The organism is Oryzobacter faecalis (assembly GCF_046764005.1).
GTDB lineage: Bacteria > Actinomycetota > Actinomycetes > Actinomycetales > Dermatophilaceae > Oryzobacter > Oryzobacter faecalis.
In genome coordinates, this window is record NZ_JBKOFW010000016.1 from 21,540 (window position 1) to 40,293 (window position 18,754).

An 18,754-nucleotide genomic window follows, 5' to 3' on the forward strand; every position below is an offset into this window, starting at 1 on the left:
ACCTGCCGCCATGGTGCCTCGGTTCAGGGTCCCCGACGACCTGGCCGCGCACGGCCTCGAGTTCATCCCCGACGGCCTCGTCGCGGCCATCGGCGAGGACGCCGAGGTCCGGTTCATGAACGGGCGCGCCGAGCGGATCACGGGCATCCCCGCCTCCGAGGTCATCGGCCGTGACCTGCGCGAGGCGCTGCCCTTCCAGGACAACGAGGGCCGCTCGTGGTGGGACGTCAGCAGCCCGTGGGCGGGACTGGTCAGCCGCACCGGCCACCGCGAGAAGCTGCTCGTCCTGCCCACCGGACGTGAGGTGCTCGTCACCGGCAAGTACATCCGGGATGGCGCCGGCCGGCCGGTCCGCGCCGTCGTCCTCGGGCTGCGCGACGCAGAGGCCCGTCGCCGCACCGAGCAGGAGAGCGCCGTCCTCCTCACCGCCGTCGCCCACGAGCTGCGCTCCCCGCTCACCGGCGTCAAGGGGTTCTCCTCGACCCTGCTGCGCAACTGGGACCGCTTCACCGACGACCAGAAGCGCCTCATGCTCGAGACGATCGAGGCCGACGCCGACCGGGTGACCCGCCTCATCAGCGAGCTGCTCGACACGGCGCGGATCAACGTCGGCCGGCTCACGGTCCACGCCCAGCCGCTCGAGCTGCGGCCCCGGCTCGAGGCCCAGGTCGAGCGACGGGTGGCGTCCGGGGCCGACCGCCACCAGTTCGTCATCCGGGTGCCCGAGGACGTGCCCGTCGTGTGGGCCGACCCCGACCGGCTCGAGCAGGTCGTCGCCAACCTCGTCGAGAACGCCATCCGGCACGGGCGCGGCACCGTGACGATCGAGGCCCGGCGCACGAACCACGACGGCGAGCCGGCCGTCGACCTCATGGTGTCCGACGACGGCGACGGCATCGCCCCAGAGCACCGCGAGCTAGTCTTCAGCCGGTTCTGGCAGGCGGGCGCGAAGCACGGCACCGGACTGGGGCTCTACCTCGTGCGGGGGCTCGTCGAGGCGCACGGCGGGGCGGTCCGGGCCGAGACCGCTCCCGGCGGCGGTGCGCTGCTGCGCGCCACCTTCCCCGACCACGAGTGACGGGGGCCAGGCGCGAAACCCGTTGGGCCCGTGTCGGTGTCGCCTGAGAGAGTGAGGCGGTGCCCGCCCTCGACCTCTCGCCCTACCGCCGTGCCCTGACCAACCGCCCGCTGCGCACGGCGCTCGTCCTCGGGGCCCTCGTCCGTGGGCCGGTCTTCGCCGGCGGCGTCCTCCTCACCGTCCACGTCGTCACGTCGCTGGGGCGCTCCTACGCCGAGGCGGGGCTGGTCTCCGCCGCTGCCACGGTCGCGGTGGCGGTCTCGGGCCCGTGGCGCGGGCGCCTGCTCGACCGGCTGGGGCTGCGGCGGGTCGTCCTCCCGTCGATCGCGGTGGCGGCCGTCTGCTGGAGCATCGCGCCGTTCGTCGGGTACGTCCCGCTGCTCGTCCTCGCCGTCGTGGCGGGGCTGTTCGTCATCCCCTCGTTCTCGATCATCCGTCAGGCCGTCATCGCCGCGGTCCCGGAGGGGGACCGGCGCAGCGCCATCTCGCTCGACGCCGCCGCCATCGAGCTGTCCTTCATGGCGATGCCGGCCCTCGCGGTCTGGGCCGCGACCGTGTGGGACACCTCGTGGGTGCTGCTCGTGACGCAGCTGTCGGGTGTCCTCGGCGGCGTGGCCCTGTACGTCGTGAACCCGCCGATGCGACAGGCGGGGGAGACCCGACCCGGCGGGGGCCCGGTCCCGTGGCGGTCGTGGTTCCGGCTGCCGTTCCTCGCCGTCTGCCTCGCGGCCGCGGCGTCGACCCTCGTGCTCTCGGGCACCGACATCGGTGTCGTCGCGGTGATGCGCGAGGCCGGGACCCCCGCCCAGATCGGGGTCGTGCTCGCGCTGTGGGGGCTGGGGTCGCTCGTCGGCGGCCTGGTCTACGGCGCGCTGCACCGGCCGATCTCCGCGTTCTGGCTGCTCGCCGGGCTGGCGGTCGTCACGGCCCCGATGGCGCTGGCGCACACGACGCTGACCCTCTCGGCCGTCGCGTTCGTGGCAGGGCTGCTCTGCGCCCCGACGATCACCGCGACCATCGACCAGGCGACCCGCGTCGTGCCGGCGGCGGTCCGCGGCGAGGCGATGGGGTGGCACGGGTCGTTCATGACGGCGGGCAGCGCCGTCGGGGCGCCCGTGGCCGGGATCGCCATCGACGAGGCCGGTGCGGGTGCCGGTTTCGTCGCGGTGGCCGTCGTCGGCCTCGGCGTCGCGCTGCTCGGCGTCGGTGCGGCCGGGGCGGTGCGCCGGGCCCGTGCCGACCGGGCGGCCCAGGCGTCGCCGGTGTGACGGCGGTGGAGCCCTTCCCCCCGCGCCCACCTAGACTCGGGCGCGCCCGATCCCTCGCGAAGTGGACACCATGTCAGGACCCAACACCAGCTACGACCCCGTCGAGGTCGCCGCTCTCGACCCCGCGGCCGTCGACGACGCCGTCGCGGCCGCCCTCGCCGCCGCTGCCGCCGCCACGAGCCTCGACGAGCTCAAGGCCGTGCGCACCGCGCACCAGGGTGACAAAAGCCCGCTCGCCCTCGCCAACCGCGAGATCGGGGCGCTGCCGCCGAGCGCGAAGGCCGAGGCCGGCAAGCGCGTCGGCCAGGCGCGCGGTCGTGTCGCCCAGGCGCTCGCCACCCGCCAGGCCGAGCTCGAGGCCGAGCGCGACGAGAGCATCCTCACCGAGGAGGCGGTCGACGTCACGCTGCCCACGGGTCGCCGGCCGCTGGGCCGGCGCCACCCCATCGAGCTGATGAGCCAGCGCATCGCCGACCTGTTCGTCGGGATGGGCTGGGAGATCGCCGAGGGCCCGGAGATCGAGGCGGAGTGGTTCAACTTCGACGCCCTGAACTTCGACGCCGACCACCCCGCGCGCCAGATGCAGGACACCTTCTACGTCGACCCGCCCGAGGACGGCCTCGTCCTGCGCACCCACACCTCCCCGGTGCAGGCGCGCACCCTCCTCGAACGCGGCGTGCCGGTGTACGTCGCGGCGATCGGACGCGTCTTCCGCACCGACGAGCTCGACGCCACGCACATGCCGGCCTTCCACCAGGTCGAGGGGATCGCCGTCGACGAGGGCATCACCATGGCCCACCTCAAGGGAACCCTCGACCGCCTCGCCGCCGAGCTGTTCGGCGACGGCATCACGACGCGTCTGCGCCCCTCGTTCTTCCCGTTCACCGAGCCGAGCGCCGAGATGGACCTGCGCTGCTTCGTGTGCCGCGGCGAGGACCCCGACTGCCGCACCTGCAAGGGCACCGGCTGGATCGAGTGGGGCGGCTGCGGGATGGTCAACCGCAACGTCCTCACGGCCTGCGGGGTCGACCCCGACCGCTACACCGGGTTCGCGTTCGGCATGGGCATCGACCGGGCGCTGATGTTCCGCACGGGGGTCAGCGACATGCGCGACATGATCGAGGGAGACGTGCGCTTCGACGCGCAGTTCGGGATGGAGATCTGATGCGGGTTCCCGTCGACTGGCTGCGCGAGTACGTCGCGGTGCCGCAGGACGCGACCGGCGAGGACATCGCGGCGTCGCTCGTGCGCGTCGGCCTCGAGGAGGAGGGCCTGCACTCCGGCGGGGTCACCGGCCCCCTCGTCGTCGGCCGCGTCCTCACCAAGGAGCCCGAGCCGCAGAAGAACGGCAAGACGGTCAACTGGTGCACCGTCGACGTCGGCGACGCCAACGGCGCCGGTGAGCCCCAGGGCATCGTCTGCGGCGCCCACAACTTCGAGCCCGGCGACCTCGTCGCGGTGATCCTCCCGGGCGGGGTCATCACGACGCCCCACGGTCCGCTCGAGGTGTCCGCCCGCAAGACCTACGGGCACGTCTCGGCCGGGATGATCTGCTCCGAGCGCGAGCTCGGGATCGGTGACGACCACGACGGCATCCTCGTGCTGACCCGGCGCTTCGCCGGTGACGACGAGGCGCTGGCCGCGCTCGTGCCCGGTGCCGACGCCATCCCGCTGCTCGGGCTCGACCGCGAGACGGTCGAGGTCAACGTCACCCCCGACCGCGGGTACTGCTTCTCGGTGCGCGGCGTCGCCCGCGAGTACTCGCACGCGACGGGGGCTGCGTTCACCGACCCCGCGCTCGCGCTGGCCGCCGAGGCGCCCGCCGCCACCGACGGCGGGTTCGCCGTCGAGCTGGCCGACGACGCGCCGATCCGCGGCCGCGACGGGTGCGACCGGTACGTCGCCCGGGTCGTCCGCGGCATCGACGTGTCGGCCCCGACCCCGCGGTGGATGAGGACGCGGCTCACCGAGGCGGGCATGCGTCCCATCTCCCTCCCGGTCGACGTCACGAACTACGTCATGCTCGGTCTCGGCCAGCCGCTCCACGCCTTCGACCTCGACACCCTCGAGGCGCCAGTCGTCGTGCGGCGCGCGCGGGCCGGGGAGCGGATCACCACGCTCGACGACGCCGACCGTGCCCTCGACCCGGGCGACCTCCTCATCACCGACCGCGGTGGCGAGCGGCCCGTGGCGATCGCCGGCGTCATGGGCGGGGCGCAGACCGAGGTCGGACCCTCGACGCGCGACGTCCTCATCGAGGCCGCCCACTTCGAGGCCGTGACCATCGCCCGTTCGGCGCGGCGGCACAAGCTGCCGTCCGAGGCGTCGCGGCGCTTCGAGCGCGGGGTCGACCCGCAGCTGGCGGCGGCCGCCGCCCAGCTCGCCGTCGACCTGCTCGTCGAGCACGGCGGTGGCGTGGCCGACCCCCACGTCACCGACGTCGGGTCGCCGCCCGCCCCCGCGCCGATCCGCATGGCCCTCGCCTTCCCGGGGCGGGTCGTCGGCGTCGAGTACCCCGACGACGAGGTCACCCGCATCCTCACGGAGATCGGCTGCGGGGTCGAGCGCGACGGCGACGAGGTCGTCGTGACGCCGCCCTCGTGGCGCCCCGACCTCACGACCGCCGAGGACCTCGTCGAGGAGGTCGCCCGCATCCACGGGTACGACCGGATCCCCTCGATCGTGCCGACCCCGCCGGGCGGTGCCGGCCTCACCCACGCGCAGCGGGTGCGACGCCTCGTGGCCGACACCCTGGCCGGACAGGGCCTCTCGGAGATCTGGAGCGCGCCCTTCGTCGGCGCCGACCGCTACGTCGCCCTCGGCCTCGATGCCGACGCCGAGGTCTCGCGCTCCGTCCGGTTGGCCAACCCGCTGTCGGACGAGGCGCCCCTCATGCGCACGCGCCTCCTCGCCACGATGGTCGACGCGTTGCGCCGCAACGTCGCCCGCGGTTCGCGCGACGTCGCGCTCTTCGAGGTCGGCCTCGTCGTCGACCTCGAGGGCGAGCAGCACCGCGCCCCGACCGAGGACGTCGGCGTCATGCCGTCGCCCGAGGTGCTCGCGGCCATCCGGGCCGCCGTGCCCCGCCAGCCGCGCCACGTGGCCTTCCTCCTCGCCGGTGACCGGGACCGTGCGGGCTGGTGGGGTGCCGGACGCCGGGCCGACGTCAGCGACGTCCTCGAGCTCGTCCGCGCCCTCGGCGACGCGCTGGCCCTCCGCGTGGTGACGGTCGCCGACACCGCGGCGCCCTTCCACCCGGGTCGCTGCGCCAGGGTCGAGCTGGCCGACGGCACGGTCGTCGGGCACGTCGGCGAGCTGCACCCCAAGGTGGTCGCGGCGCTCGGGCTGCCGGCGCGAACGGTGGGCGGCGAGCTCGACCTCGACGTCCTCACCGCGGCCGCCGAGGCGACCGTGCAGGCCCGCACGCTCGTGACGTTCCCGCTGGCGCAGAGCGACATCGCCCTCGTCGTCGACGAGGCGGTCCCCGCGGCGTCGGTGGAGGCCGCCCTGCGGTCTGGGGCGGGCGACATCCTCGAGACCGTGGGGCTGTTCGACGTCTACCGGGGTGACCAGGTGGGCGAGGGGCGCAAGTCGCTCGCCTACCGGCTCACCTTCCGCGCACCCGACCGCACGTTGACGACCGACGAGGTCAGCGCCCTCCGGGACGCCGCCGCGGCGTCGGCGGGGTCGGCCGTGGGGGCGGTGCAGCGGACGTGACGCTGCCCGCCGACGTCCCCGTCGACGACGAGGGCGACGTCGCGCCCGACCCCACGGTCGAGGGCGGCCGCGGCGGACACCCCGTCGCGGTGGTCACCGGCGCGTCGCGGGGGATCGGGCGGCACGTCGCGCTCGCCCTCGAGGACGCCGGCTGGGCCGTCGAGCGCGGGTCGACGGCGGTGGCACCGGTCACCGACCGGGAGGCCGTCGAGGCCTGGGTCGCCGAGGTCCTCGAGCGGCAGGGGCGCATCGACCTCCTCGTCAACAACGCCGGTGTCCGCGACGCCGAGGTCGACCTCCTCGACTCCGACCCCGACGACTGGTGGAGGTGCGTCGAGGTCGACGTCCTCGGTCCCTACCTGATGACGCGCGCCGTCGTCCCGCACATGGTCGCCGCCGGTGGAGGGCGTGTCGTCAACCTCAACAGCGGTGCGGCCCAGCGGCCCTCGCGCTCGATGAGCGCCTACACCGTCGCCAAGACCGCCCTCGCCCGCCTCACCGGGTCGACGCACCTGAGCGGGTGGGAGCACGGGGTGCGCGCCTTCGACCTCATGCCCGGCATCGTGCGCACCGACATGACCGAGGGCATGGAGCTCCACGCCGGCCGCGCCGAGTGGACCGACCCGGCCGCCGTGGCCGAGCTCGTCCTCGCGCTGGCCTCGGGTGAGCTCGACGCCTGGTCGGGTCGCTTCGTCCGGGCCGGGGTCGACTCCGTGGAGTCGCTGCGGGCTCGCGCCGCAGCCGGGCTGACGGCGACCGAGCGGACCCTCGTCCTCGACCTCCCCGACGCCGGCGACCCCCTCCACCCCTGAGTCACGGCCGGCGCCGTAGGACCGGCGAGCGTGCATGAAGTTGAGCCGGTCTGTATAGTCATGCACATGAGAAGGGTCGCCGTCGCCGGAGCCAGCGGGTACGCCGGGGGTGAGGTCGTGCGCCTCCTCCTCCAGCACCCCGAGCTGGAGGTCGGCGCGCTCACGGCGTCCTCGAACGCCGGCCAGCCCCTCGGCTCGGTGCACCCGCACCTCACCCCGTTGGCCGACACGGTCCTCGACGACACGACCGCCGAGGTCCTGGCCGGTCACGACGCCGTCGTGCTCGCCCTGCCGCACGGCCACTCCGCGGCCCTCGCGCAGCAGCTGGGCGAGGACGTCGTCGTCGTCGACTGCGGCGCCGACTTCCGACTGCGCGACGCCGGCGCCTGGACCGCGTTCTACGACACGCCCCACGCGGGGACGTGGCCGTACGGGCTGCCCGAGCTCCCGGTCGCCGGAGGACGTCAGCGGGCCGCGCTGGACGGTGCGACCCGCATCGCCGTGCCCGGCTGCTACCCGACGGCCGTCTCCCTGGCCCTCGCTCCGGGCCTCGTCGCGGGCGTCGTCCTCCCCGACGACATCACGGTCGTCGCGGCGTCGGGCACGAGCGGCGCCGGGAAGGCGCTGAAGCCGCACCTCCTCGGTGCCGAGGTGATGGGCGCGATGTCCCCGTACGGCGTCGGCGGGGTCCACCGCCACACCCCGGAGATCGAGCAGAACCTCACCGCGGCCGGCGCCGGGGACGTGACGCTCTCCTTCACCCCCACCCTGGCCCCGATGCCGCGCGGCATCCTCGCGACCGCCACGGCCAAGGCCGCGCCGGGGACCACGGCCGACGCCGTCCGTGACGCGTGGGTCACCGCCTATGCCGACGAGCCCTTCGTCCACGTCCTGCCCGAGGGGCGCTGGCCGAGCACCGGGAGCGTCCTGGGCAGCAACGCCGTCCACCTCCAGGTCACCCTCGACGAGCGGGTCGGCCGGGTCGTCGTCGTCGCGGCGGTCGACAACCTCACCAAGGGCACCGCGGGTGCGGCCGTCCAGTGCCTCAACCTCGCCCTCGGCCTCCCCGAGACCCTCGGCCTCCCCGTCGCGGGGGTGGCCCCGTGACCGCCATGCCCCGGCACCTCATGGAGCACCCAGAGGACGTCGCCATCGTCCGGCTCCCCGCGGGTGAGGAGCCCGGCTTCGACTGGACCGCAGGCCCGTTCGCGTCCCTGACCCGCACGCCGGACGAGACGTCGGTCGTGTGCCTCGCCGCGGCCGTCCCCGCCGGCGCCCGGAGCGAGGGGCCGTTCAAGGTCGTCGAGGTCGCCGGGCCGCTCGCGTTCGGTGCGGTCGGCGTCTTCGCCGAGATCCTCCAGCCGCTCGTCGACGCCGGGATCTCCGTCCTCGGGTTCTCGACCTTCGACACCGACTGGGTCCTCGTCCCCGTCGCGGACGGCCCGGCGGCCACCCAGGCGTGGCGCCGCGCCGGGATGTACGTCACCCCCACCTCGCTCACCGGAGGAAGCCGCTGATGTCGGTCACCACCCCCCGCGGCTTCCGCGCCGCGGGCGTCACCGCGGGTCTGAAGGCGTCCGGTCGCCCGGACGTCGCGCTCGTCGTCAACGACGGTCCCGACCGCTTCGGCGCCGCCGTCTTCACGAGCAACCGCGTCGAGGCGGCACCGGTCACCTGGTCGCGGCAGGTCGTCGCCGACGGCGAGGTCGCGGCGGTCGTCCTCAACAGCGGTGGCGCGAACGCGTGCACCGGCGCGCCGGGCTTCCAGGACACCCACGCCACGGCCGAGCACGTGGGGCAGATCCTCGACGTGTCCGCCGGTGACGTCGTCGTCTGCTCGACCGGTCTCATCGGGGAGCGGCTCCCGATGGACCGGCTGCTGTCCGGGGTCGACGCCGCCGCCGGCGCCCTGACCCACGACGGCGGACCCGCCGCCGCCGAGGCCATCATGACGACCGACACCGTGGCCAAGACCGCCGTCGCCCTCCGCGACGGCTGGTCGGTGGGCGGGATGGCGAAGGGCGCCGGAATGCTCGCCCCGGCGCTCGCGACGATGCTCGTCGTCGTCACCACGGACGCCGTCGTCGACCCCGACGTCCTCGACGGCGTGCTGCGGGACGCCACCGCCCAGACCTTCGACCGGGTCGACTCCGACGGCTGCATGTCGACGAACGACACCGTCCTCCTCATGGCCTCCGGCGCGTCGGGCGTCGAGGTCCCCGCAGCCGACCTCCGGGAGGCCGTGACCGCGGTGTGCGCCGACCTCGCCCGGCAGCTCGTCGCCGACGCCGAGGGCGCGCACCACGACATCGCCGTCGAGGTCGTGAACGCCGCGAGCGTCGAGGATGCCCTCGAGGTCGCCCGCTCGGTCGCGCGCAACAACCTGTTCAAGTGCGCCGTCTTCGGCAACGACCCGAACTGGGGACGCGTCCTCGCCGCGGTCGGCACCACGGCCGCCGCCTTCGACCCGGGCAGCCTCGACGTCGAGATGAACGGCGTCCAGGTCTGCCGCGCCGGCGGGGTCGGGGAGGACCGCACCCTCGTCGACCTCAGCGGCCGCGAGGTCCGCGTCGTCGTCGACCTCCACGCGGGAGACACGACCGCGACGGTCTGGACCAACGACCTCACGCACGACTACGTCCACGAGAACTCCGCCTACTCCACCTGACCCCCCCGACCCGAGGACGACGCCCCATGACACCCCCCGAGCAGTCCCTGCGCGGCGCCATCGACGCCGCCGCGCTGCGGGTCGCCCAGACGAAGGCGACCACCCTCGTCGAGGCGCTCCCGTGGCTCGAGCGGTTCCGCGGCGCGCTCGTCGTCGTCAAGTACGGCGGCAACGCGATGGTCGACGACTCGCTCAAGGCCGCGTTCGCCCAGGACATCGCCTTTCTCCGCTTCGCCGGCCTGCGCCCCGTCGTCGTCCACGGCGGCGGCCCGCAGATCAAGGGGATGCTCGACCGGCTGGGCCTGGAGAGCGAGTTCAAGGGCGGCCTGCGGGTCACGACGCCCGAGGTCATGGACGTCGTCCGGATGGTGCTGACCGGCCAGGTCGGGCGCGAGCTCGTCGGGCTGCTCAACCAGCACGGCCCGCTCGCCGTGGGGCTCTCCGGCGAGGACGCCGGCCTCTTCGGTGCGCGCCGCCGCGGGGTCGTCGTCGACGGCGAGGAGCACGACATCGGCCTCGTCGGCGACGTCGTCGAGGTCGACCCCACGGCCGTCATCGACCTCCTCGACGCCGGGCGCATCCCGGTCGTCTCGACGATCGCGCCCGACCTCGACACCGACGGACAGGTCCTCAACGTCAACGCCGACACCGCCGCCGCGGCCCTGGCCGCCGCGCTCGGGGCCCGCAAGCTCGTCGTCCTCACCGACGTGGAGGGCGTCTACGCGGACTGGCCCGACCGGTCCTCGCTGCTCTCCGAGCTGCGGGTGAGCGCCGCCCGGCGCCTGCTCGGCACCGTCGACGCGGGGATGATCCCCAAGCTCGAGGCCTGCATCCGCGCCGTCGAGGCGGGGGTGCCCCAGGCGCACGTCGTGGACGGCCGCCAGCCCCACGGCATCCTCCTCGAGGTCTTCACCTCCGAGGGGATCGGCACCATGGTCCTGTCCGACGAGGAGGCCTGACGATGACGGCACCGCACCCGACGGCCGGCGCGTGGCTCGACCGCTACGAGGGCGCCCTGCTGAACCTGTTCGGCCGCCCCTCGCTCGTCCTCGAGCACGGCGACGGTGCCTGGGTCTGGGACGTCGACGGCAAGCGCTACCTCGACCTCGTCGGCGGCATCGCCGTCAACGCGCTCGGCCACAACCACCCGGCCCTCGTCGCCGCGGTGAGCAAGCAGGCCGGCCAGCTGGTGCACGTGTCGAACTTCTTCACCTCGGTCCCGCAGGTCGAGCTCGCCGAGCGGCTCCTGGCCCTCACCGGCGCCCCCGAGGGGAGCGCGGTCTTCCTCTGCAACAGCGGGACGGAGGCGGTCGAGGCCGCGGTGAAGCTCGCCCGGCGGACCGGCCGCACCGGCATCGTCGCGGCCGAGGGCGCCTTCCACGGCCGCAGCACCGGTGCGCTCGCGCTGACCCACAAGAAGGCCTACCGCGAGCCCTTCGAGCCGCTCCTGCCCGGTGTCACCCACGTGCCCTGGGGTGACGTCGAGGCCCTGCGCGGGGCCGTCGACGCGGGCACGAGCGCCGTCGTCCTCGAGCCGGTCCAGGGGGAGGGCGGGGTCGTCACCGCCCCCGCGGGATACCTCCGGGCGGCCCGGGACATCACGAGCGAGGCGGGTGCGCTCCTCGTCCTCGACGAGATCCAGACCGGGATCGGGCGCACCGGGGCGTGGTTCGCGTTCCAGGAGGCGGGGGTCGTCCCCGACGCCATCACCCTCGCCAAGGGCCTCGGCGGCGGCGTGCCGATCGGAGCGCTCGTGACCTTCGGGCCCGAAATCAGCGCGCTGCTGACCCAGGGGATGCACGGGTCGACGTTCGGCGGCAACCCCCTCGCGTGCGCGGCGGCCCTCGCCGTCCTCGACACCATCGAGGCCGAGGGCCTGCTCGACCACGCCCGTGAGGTCGGCGACCACCTCGCCGCCCGCGTCGCAGCCCTCGGCGACGAGCGCGTCCTCGGCACGAGGGGCGCCGGGCTGCTCCGCGCGATCGTGCTCGCGGGCGACTGGTCGGCCGCCGTGGTCACGCACGCGCGCGAGGCCGGCTTCATCGTCAACCCCGTGGCACCGGACGTGATCAGGCTCGCGCCGCCGCTCGTCGTGACCGCGGCCGAGCTCGACCTCTTCGTCGACGCCCTCCCGGCCCTCCTCGACGCCGCGACCGCCGCCACCGAGAGCCAGGACCCCCGATGACGACCCGCCACCTCCTCGCCGACGACGACCTCAGCGCCGCCGAGCAGCGCGAGGTCCTCGACCGTGCGCTCGCGCTCAAGGCCGCGCCCTTCTCCGACCGCTGCCTCGAGGGGCCGCGCACCGTCTCGATCCTGTTCGACAAGCCGACCCTGCGGACCCAGGTCTCCTTCGTGGGGGCCGTGACCGCCCTCGGCGGGTACCCGATGGTCGTCGACGGCCGCCTCGCCGGGGTGGGTGCGCGCGAGTCGGTCGCCGACGTCGCGCGCATCCTCGGCCCGCAGTCGGCCGCCGTCGTGTGGCGCACCTTCGAACAGGCGAAGCTCGAGGAGATGGCGCGGTACGCCGGCGTACCGGTCGTCAACGCCCTCACCGACGAGTACCACCCGTGCCAGATCCTCGCCGACCTCCTCACGGTGCGAGAGGCGCTGGGGGACACCGCCGGTCGCACCATCGCCTATGTCGGCGACGGCGCGAACAACATGGCCCACAGCTACCTCCTGGGCTGTGCACTCGCCGGCATGCACGTGCGCGTCGGCACGCCGCGGAGCCACCTGCCCGACGCAGGCGTCGTCGCGCGCGCCGAGACCATCGCCGCGGCGCAGGGAGGGTCAGTCCTCGTCACCGACGACCCCGTCTCCGCGGTCCACGGCGCCGACGTCGTCGCCACCGACACGTGGGTCTCGATGGGCCAGGAGGGCGAGGCCGACGAGCGCAAGGGCGCCGGGGGACCGTTCGAGAGGTTCCGGGTCGACGACACCCTCATGGGCCACGCGGCGGCCGGCGCGGTCTTCCTCCACTGCCTGCCCGCCTACCGGGGTCACGAGGTCGAGGCGAGCGTCATCGACGGACCGCGCTCGCTCGTGTGGCAGGAGGCCGAGAACCGGCTGCACGCCCAGAAGGCCCTGCTGTCCTGGCTCGTCGAGCAGTCGACCGGCCCGGCGACCGACCCCGAGGAGCAGCGATGACCGTCTCCACCAGCCGCGCCGGACGCCAGCAACGGATCGTCGAGATCCTCACGGCCACCCCCGTCCGCTCGCAGACCGAGCTCCTCGACCACCTCGCCGCCGACGGCATCGAGGTCACCCAGGCGACGCTCTCGCGCGACCTCGTCGACGTCGGCGCCGAGCGGGTCCGCGTGGGCAAGAACCTCGTCTACGCGGTCCCGGGGGAGGGCGGCGACCGCACGGTCCGCCCCGCCGCCGACGCCGAGGAACGCGTCACCCGCCTGCAGACGCGCTGCAACGAGCTCCTCGTCTCGGCCGACCAGTCGGCCAACCTCGTCATCCTGCGCACGCCCCCGGGCGCCGCGAGCTTCCTCGCCTCCGCCCTCGACCACGCCTCGATGGAGGGGGTGCTGGGCACCATCGCGGGCGACGACACGATCATGGTCGTCACCGAGGGCGCCCGCCGCAGCCGCGAGGTCGTCGAGCGCCTCATGTCGTACACCCGGAGGGACCCCTCGTGACCGACCCGACCCAGCCCAGCGCCTCCGCCGCCCTGTGGGGCGGCCGGTTCGCCGGTGGCCCCGCCGACGCGCTCGCGGCCCTGTCGAAGTCGACCCACTTCGACTGGCGGCTGGCCCCCCACGACCTCGCCGGGTCGCGGGCCCACGCGCGCGTCCTCCACCACGCCGGGCTGCTCGACGACGCGTCCCTCGAGGCCATGCTCGCCGGGCTCGAACGACTGCGCGCCGACGTCGAGTCCGGGGCCTTCCTCCCCCTGGAGTCCGACGAGGACGTCCACACCGCCCTCGAGCGCGGCCTCATCGAGCGGGCCGGCGCCGACGTCGGTGGACGCCTGCGCGCGGGTCGCTCGCGCAACGACCAGATCGCCACCCTGTTCCGGATGTACCTGCGCGAGCACGCCCGGGTCGTCGCGGGGCTCGTCCTCGACGTCGTGGACGCCCTCGTCGCGCAGTCGCGGCGCCACCTCGGCGTCGCGATGCCGGGGCGCACCCACCTCCAGCACGCCCAGCCGGTCCTGCTGAGCCACCACCTGCTCGCCCATGCCTGGGCCCTGCTCCGTGACGTCGACCGGCTGCGCGACTGGGATGCCCGGGCCGCGGTCTCCCCGTACGGGTCCGGAGCCCTGGCCGGCTCCTCGCTCGGCCTCGACCCCGCTGCCGTCGCGGCCGACCTCGGCTTCCACGGGTCGGTCGAGAACTCGATCGACGGCACCGCCTCGCGGGACTTCGCCGCCGAGTTCGCCTTCGTCGCGGCGATGACGGCCGTCGACGTCTCGCGCCTGGCCGAGGAGGTCGTCCTGTGGGCGACGAAGGAGTTCTCGTTCGTCACGCTCGACGACGCCTACTCCACGGGGTCGAGCATCATGCCCCAGAAGAAGAACCCCGACGTCGCCGAGCTCGCCCGCGGCAAGGCCGGCCGCCTCGTCGGCGACCTCGCCGGCCTCCTCACGACCCTGAAGTCGCTGCCGCTCGCCTACAACCGCGACCTCCAGGAGGACAAGGAGCCGGTGTTCGACGCCGTCGACACCCTCGAGGTGCTGCTCCCGGCCTTCGCGGGCATGGTCGACACGATGGTCTTCGACACCGACCGCCTCGAGTCCCTCGCGCCGCAGGGCTTCTCGCTGGCCACCGACGTCGCCGAGTGGCTGGTCCGCGAGGGCGTGCCGTTCCGCACCGCCCACGAGGTCGCCGGCGCCTGCGTGCGGACGTGCGAGGAGCGCGGCATCGAGCTGTGGGACCTCACCGACGAGCAGCTGGCGACCATCAGCCCGCACCTGACGCCGGGGGTCCGCGAGGTCCTGTCGGTCGAGGGGTCGCTCGCGTCCCGGTCGGCTCGAGGCGGCACGGCGCCCGCGCGTGTCGCGGAGCAGCTCGACCGCCTCGTCGCGCGCGCCACCGAGGAGCGACTCTGGGCCTCGGACCTGCCGCACGTCCGCTGAGGGCGCCGCGGCACGCGAGACTGGGGTCGTGACGTCCATCCTGCCGACCGCCTTCTTCGCTCGCGACGTCCTCGACGTGGCGCGCGACCTCCTCGGCTGCCGGGTGACCCACGCCGGCGTGACCGTGCGGCTCACCGAGGTCGAGGCCTACGCCGGGGCGGCCGACCCGGGCTCGCACGCCTTCCGCGGCCGCTCCCCACGGACCGAGGTGATGTTCGGCAGGCCCGGACGCCTCTACGTCTACTTCACCTACGGCATGCACTGGTGCGCCAACGTCGTCACCGGCCACGAGGGCGCGGCGTCGGCCGTGCTGCTGCGTGCCGGCGAGGTCGTGGCGGGCCACGACCTCGCGGCGCAGCGGCGCCCCGGAGTGCGCCCGCGCGACCAGGCGCGCGGACCGGCGCGGCTGGCCACGACGCTGGGGCTGGGGCGCGCCCAGAACGGGCTCGCCCTCGTCGGAGCCCGGGCCGCCGGACGCGTCGAGCCGCCCGAGACCCCCGTCGACCCAGCCGTGGTCCGCACCGGCCCCCGCGTCGGTGTCAGTGGTGCCGGGGGTGACGGCGAGGTGTTCCCGTGGCGGTTCTGGCTCGACGGCGAGCCGTCCGTGAGCGCGTACCGTCCGGGGCGCCCGAGGAACCGGCACCGTGGCGGGGACGTCGCAGCGCCATGAGCGTGAGGCGGGTCACCATCGCCGTCGCGGCCGCCGTGGTCGCGGGGGTGGTCCTCGGCGGCTGCGGCTCGACCACGGGTGGGGCCGGAGGCGGCGCGTACGGCACCCCGACCGGCACCGCCACGGCGGGCCCGCCGCCGGACGCGGTCCCCGCTGCGGACGGGCCGGTCACCGGCTCCGGCACGGTCATCGAGGTTCCGGAGCTCGGCCCGCAGCTGTGCCTCGGACCGGTCCGAGAGTCGTGGCCGCCGCAGTGCGAGGGCGTCCCGCTGGTCGGCTGGGACTGGGCGAGCGCCGGAGCCCACGAGGAGGTGCCGTCCGGTTCGGGCTCGTCCACGAGGTGGGGAACCTTCGCGGTGACCGGGACCTTCGACGGGCTGACCCTCACCGTCACCGACGTCGTGCCGCTGGCCACCCACGGCCCCCAGGCCGAGCCCTCACCCCGGCCCGTGGCCCCGCCCGACCTGGACGAGGCGGCCTGGCGGGCCGTCGAGGAGGAGGCGCGCGCGCTCCCCGGCCTCCTCACCTCGGTGCTCGAGGGCGAGACGACGGGCCCGCTCCACGTCGAGGTCGTGCACGACGACGGGTCGCTCCAGGGGTGGGCCGACGCCCGGTTCGGCGTCGGCGCCGTCCGGGTCACCCCGATGCTGCGCTGACCTCCGCGTACGAGGAGATCTCGGCGCGCAGTGCCGCCCTGACCTCGTCCGGCGCGAACGAGGCGTCGACCGCCGCCAGGGCGAGGTCGGCGACACCCGACTCGTCGAGGTCGAGGAGGGCCGCGGCGACCTCGTACTCGAGGTTCAGCGTCGTCCCGAACATCGGCGGGTCGTCGCTGTTGACCGTGACGACGACCCCGGCCTCGACCATCGCGCGGACGGGGTGGTCCTCGACCCGCTCCACGACGCGTGTCGCGACGTTGCTCGTCGGGCACACCTCGAGCGGGATCCGGTGCTCGGCCAGGTGGGCGAGCAGGCGCGGGTCCTGCACCGACGAGGTGCCGTGACCCACCCGCTCGGCGCCGAGGAGGGCCAGGGCGTCCCACACCGACTCCGGCCCGGTCGACTCCCCGGAGTGCGGGACGGAGTGCAGGCCGGCCGCGCGGGCAGCGGCGAAGTGCGGTGCGAACTGCGCCCTCGGGACACCGATCTCCGGCCCGCCGAGGCCGAACCCGACGAGGGCGTCGGGCCGGTGGTCGAGGGCGTAGGCGAGCGTGGCGTCGGCCGCCGCGAGCCCCGCCTCGCCGGGGATGTCGTAGATCCACCGGAGGACGACGCCGAGGTCGCGCTCGGCCGCCGCGCGGGCGTCCTCGATGGCCTCGGTGTACGCCTCGACGGGGATGCCGCGGACGACCGAGGTGTAGGGCGTCATCGTCAGCTCCGCGTACCGCACCTGCTGCCCGGCGAGCTCGCGGGCCACCTCGAAGGTGAGCATCCGCACGTCCTCGGCGGTGCGCACGAGGTCGACCGTGGCGAGGTAGAGCTCGATGAAGTGGGCGAAGTCGGTGAAGGTGAAGAACCGGGCGAGCTCCTCGGGGTCGCGCGGCACCGGGCTGTCGGGGTGCCGCGCCGCGAGCTCGGCGACGATCCGGGGGGACGCCGACCCGACGTGGTGCACGTGCAGCTCGGCCTTCGGCAGGCCGGTGACGAACGCGGTGAGGTCGGGTCGCGGCGACGACGGGGCGGTGCTCATGGCGGCCAGTGTGCCGGAACGCGATCGGCCGCCGGCGCGGACCGCCCGGGCCCCGGGGGGTGCCGCGTGGCAGGCTGGGCCCGCGCCGGGCACCCGCCCGGCCGACCGACGTGGAAGGACGATGCGATCGTGACCGACATCCTCGACGAGCTGCACTGGCGGGGGCTGGTGGCGCAGTCCACCGACGAGTCCGCGCTGCGCCGGGCACTCGCCGACGGGCCGATCACGGCGTACTGCGGCTTCGACCCCACCGCGCCGTCGCTCCACTTCGGCAACCTCGTCCAGCTGGTCCTGCTGCGGCACCTCCAGCGGGCCGGGCACCGCGTCATCTGCCTCGTCGGAGGGTCGACGGGCCTCATCGGCGACCCCCGGCCCTCGGCCGAGCGGGTGCTGAAGTCCAAGGAGCAGACGGCCGAGTGGGTCGCGAACATCCGTGCCCAGGTCGAGCCGTTCCTCGAGTCCTCGGGCGAGAACCCGGCCGTGTTCGTCAACAACCTCGACTGGACGGCCGGGCTGTCGGCGCTGGACTTCCTCCGCGACGTCGGCAAGCACTTCCGGGTCAACCAGATGGTCAAGAAGGAGGCGATCGCGGCGCGGCTGAGCTCCGACGAGGGCATCTCGTACACCGAGTTCAGCTACCAGCTGCTCCAGGGCCTGGACTACCTCCAGCTCTACCGCGACCACGGGTGCACGCTGCAGACCGGCGGCAACGACCAGTGGGGCAACCTCACGGCTGGCGCCGACCTGATCCACCGCGTCGAGGGCGCCTCGGTGCACCTGCTGACGACGCCCCTGCTCACCGACAGCTCGGGGGAGAAGTTCGGCAAGAGCGCCGGCAACGCCATCTGGCTCTCGCCAGAGATGACGAGCCCGTACGCCTTCTACCAGTACTGGCTCAACGTCGAGGACGCGTCGGTCATCACCCTCCTCAAGGTCTTCACCGACCGCACGCGGGAGGAGGTCGCCGCCCTCGAGCGCGCGGTCGCCGAGGAGCCGTTCCGGCGGGCCGCCCAGCGCACCCTGGCGGCCGACGTCACGACCCTCGTCCACGGAGCCTCGGCGACGGCCGCCGTCCAGGCGGCCAGCGAGGCCCTGTTCGGCAAGGGCGACCTCCGCGCGCTCGACGCGGCCACCCTGCGCGACGCGACGGCCGAGCTCCCCGGGGGAGCGGTGGAGGTGGGGACCTCCCTCGTCGACGCGCTCGTCGCGGTCGGTCTCGTCGACTCGCGCAACGCCGCACGGCGGGTCATCGGCGAGGGTGGGGTCTCGGTCAACGGCGAGAAGGTCACCGATCCCGAGCGCGTCCTCACGGCCGACGACGTGCTCCACGGCGAGGTGGTCGTGCTCCGCAGGGGGCGCAAGAACCTGGCCGCCGGTCGCGTGGCCACCCCCACCTGAGCGCGATTTGGCGCGCGAGCGAGGGGTCGCGTACTGTTCTCGACGTCAGCCCGAGAGGGAGGAACGGACACCAAGCGGTTCGGGTGCAGACCCGATCACCAAGCAGGCCGGTCCCACGAGCTGACCACCCCCGTCAGGACCACCGGGTCCAGCACGATCCGCAGCGCGGAGCGAGTTTGACCGGAGCGGGACGGGACGGGTAACTTGGAGTGGTTGCCCCCGGACGGAAACGACCGAGGCGACACTCCAGAACGGTAGCCCCAGACACTCGCACGACAGTGCAGGTGATGGTGCGCGTCCGATCCTTGAGAACTCAACAGCGTGTCAAAAATCGATGCCAATACCTCGTCGCATCTTCTGCCTGG

The 18,754-nt window shown here is 74.4% G+C and carries 17 protein-coding genes; 16 read left to right on the forward strand and 1 reads right to left on the reverse strand.

Translation table 11 applies throughout. The features are described 5' to 3' along the window. The first annotated feature begins 10 nt into the window (after nt 1–10). The 15 genes from ACK8HX_RS17445 to ACK8HX_RS17515 all read left to right on the forward strand — a co-directional run bounded on the left by ACK8HX_RS17445 (nt 11) and on the right by ACK8HX_RS17515 (nt 15,958). Nucleotides 11–1,078, forward strand: coding sequence for a sensor histidine kinase (locus ACK8HX_RS17445; protein ID WP_411941992.1), 1,068 nt, complete (start codon nt 11–13; stop codon nt 1,076–1,078). A 59-nt stretch (nt 1,079–1,137) separates the two neighbouring features. Continuing rightward, the gene (locus ACK8HX_RS17450) at nt 1,138–2,346 is read left to right on the forward strand and encodes an MFS transporter (RefSeq protein ID WP_411941993.1); all 1,209 of its coding nucleotides are present in this window, start codon (nt 1,138–1,140) and stop codon (nt 2,344–2,346) included. A 70-nt stretch (nt 2,347–2,416) separates the two neighbouring features. Further along, nucleotides 2,417–3,511, forward strand: coding sequence for a phenylalanine--tRNA ligase subunit alpha (pheS, locus tag ACK8HX_RS17455; RefSeq protein ID WP_411941994.1), 1,095 nt, complete (start codon nt 2,417–2,419; stop codon nt 3,509–3,511). Next, a complete protein-coding gene (pheT, locus tag ACK8HX_RS17460; protein WP_411941995.1) occupies nt 3,511–6,063 on the forward strand; it encodes a phenylalanine--tRNA ligase subunit beta in 2,553 nt (850 codons plus the stop codon). Before pheS ends, pheT begins: the two co-directional genes overlap by 1 nt. Continuing rightward, on the forward strand, nt 6,060–6,875 hold the full coding sequence (locus tag ACK8HX_RS17465; protein WP_411941996.1) for an SDR family oxidoreductase: 816 nt from the start codon (nt 6,060–6,062) through the stop codon (nt 6,873–6,875). Before pheT ends, ACK8HX_RS17465 begins: the two co-directional genes overlap by 4 nt. 66 nt (nt 6,876–6,941) lie before the next feature. Then, on the forward strand, nt 6,942–7,982 hold the full coding sequence (gene argC / locus ACK8HX_RS17470) for an N-acetyl-gamma-glutamyl-phosphate reductase (RefSeq protein WP_411941997.1): 1,041 nt from the start codon (nt 6,942–6,944) through the stop codon (nt 7,980–7,982). 5 nt (nt 7,983–7,987) lie between these two features. Beyond that, entirely contained in the window at nt 7,988–8,392 is a 405-nt protein-coding gene (locus tag ACK8HX_RS17475) for an ACT domain-containing protein (RefSeq protein WP_411942009.1), read from the forward strand. Beyond that, nucleotides 8,392–9,543, forward strand: a complete 1,152-nt coding sequence (argJ, locus tag ACK8HX_RS17480; RefSeq protein ID WP_411941998.1) for a bifunctional glutamate N-acetyltransferase/amino-acid acetyltransferase ArgJ — start codon at nt 8,392–8,394, stop codon at nt 9,541–9,543. Before ACK8HX_RS17475 ends, argJ begins: the two co-directional genes overlap by 1 nt. 26 nt (nt 9,544–9,569) lie before the next feature. Continuing rightward, entirely contained in the window at nt 9,570–10,502 is a 933-nt protein-coding gene (argB, locus tag ACK8HX_RS17485) for an acetylglutamate kinase (RefSeq protein ID WP_411941999.1), read from the forward strand. Nucleotides 10,503–10,504: 2 nt separating this feature from the next. After that, nucleotides 10,505–11,728, forward strand: a complete 1,224-nt coding sequence (locus ACK8HX_RS17490; RefSeq protein WP_411942000.1) for an acetylornithine transaminase — start codon at nt 10,505–10,507, stop codon at nt 11,726–11,728. Continuing rightward, nucleotides 11,725–12,693: an ornithine carbamoyltransferase gene (gene argF / locus ACK8HX_RS17495; RefSeq protein WP_411942001.1), complete on the forward strand. Its 969-nt coding sequence runs from the start codon at nt 11,725–11,727 to the stop codon at nt 12,691–12,693. The genes ACK8HX_RS17490 and argF overlap by 4 nt, the downstream gene beginning before the upstream one ends. Next, nucleotides 12,690–13,193 (forward strand): arginine repressor, encoded by a 504-nt coding sequence (gene argR, locus ACK8HX_RS17500; protein ID WP_411942002.1) that lies wholly within the window; start codon nt 12,690–12,692, stop codon nt 13,191–13,193. Before argF ends, argR begins: the two co-directional genes overlap by 4 nt. Continuing rightward, a complete protein-coding gene (gene argH, locus ACK8HX_RS17505; RefSeq protein ID WP_411942003.1) occupies nt 13,190–14,632 on the forward strand; it encodes an argininosuccinate lyase in 1,443 nt (480 codons plus the stop codon). Before argR ends, argH begins: the two co-directional genes overlap by 4 nt. Nucleotides 14,633–14,660: 28 nt before the next feature. After that, a complete protein-coding gene (locus ACK8HX_RS17510) occupies nt 14,661–15,302 on the forward strand; it encodes a DNA-3-methyladenine glycosylase (RefSeq protein ID WP_411942004.1) in 642 nt (213 codons plus the stop codon). Next, nucleotides 15,299–15,958, forward strand: a complete 660-nt coding sequence (locus tag ACK8HX_RS17515; RefSeq protein WP_411942005.1) for a hypothetical protein — start codon at nt 15,299–15,301, stop codon at nt 15,956–15,958. The genes ACK8HX_RS17510 and ACK8HX_RS17515 overlap by 4 nt, the downstream gene beginning before the upstream one ends. Here the strand turns inward: ACK8HX_RS17515 and ACK8HX_RS17520 are convergent. Then, a complete protein-coding gene (locus ACK8HX_RS17520; RefSeq protein ID WP_411942006.1) occupies nt 15,939–16,991 on the reverse strand; it encodes an adenosine deaminase in 1,053 nt (350 codons plus the stop codon). The genes ACK8HX_RS17515 and ACK8HX_RS17520 overlap by 20 nt on opposite strands. Nucleotides 16,992–17,120: 129 nt before the next feature. On the opposite strand from ACK8HX_RS17520, the gene tyrS reads away from it, so the two are divergent. Further along, nucleotides 17,121–18,389 (forward strand): tyrosine--tRNA ligase, encoded by a 1,269-nt coding sequence (tyrS, locus tag ACK8HX_RS17525; RefSeq protein ID WP_411942007.1) that lies wholly within the window; start codon nt 17,121–17,123, stop codon nt 18,387–18,389. The last annotated feature ends 365 nt before the right edge of the window (nt 18,390–18,754 follow it).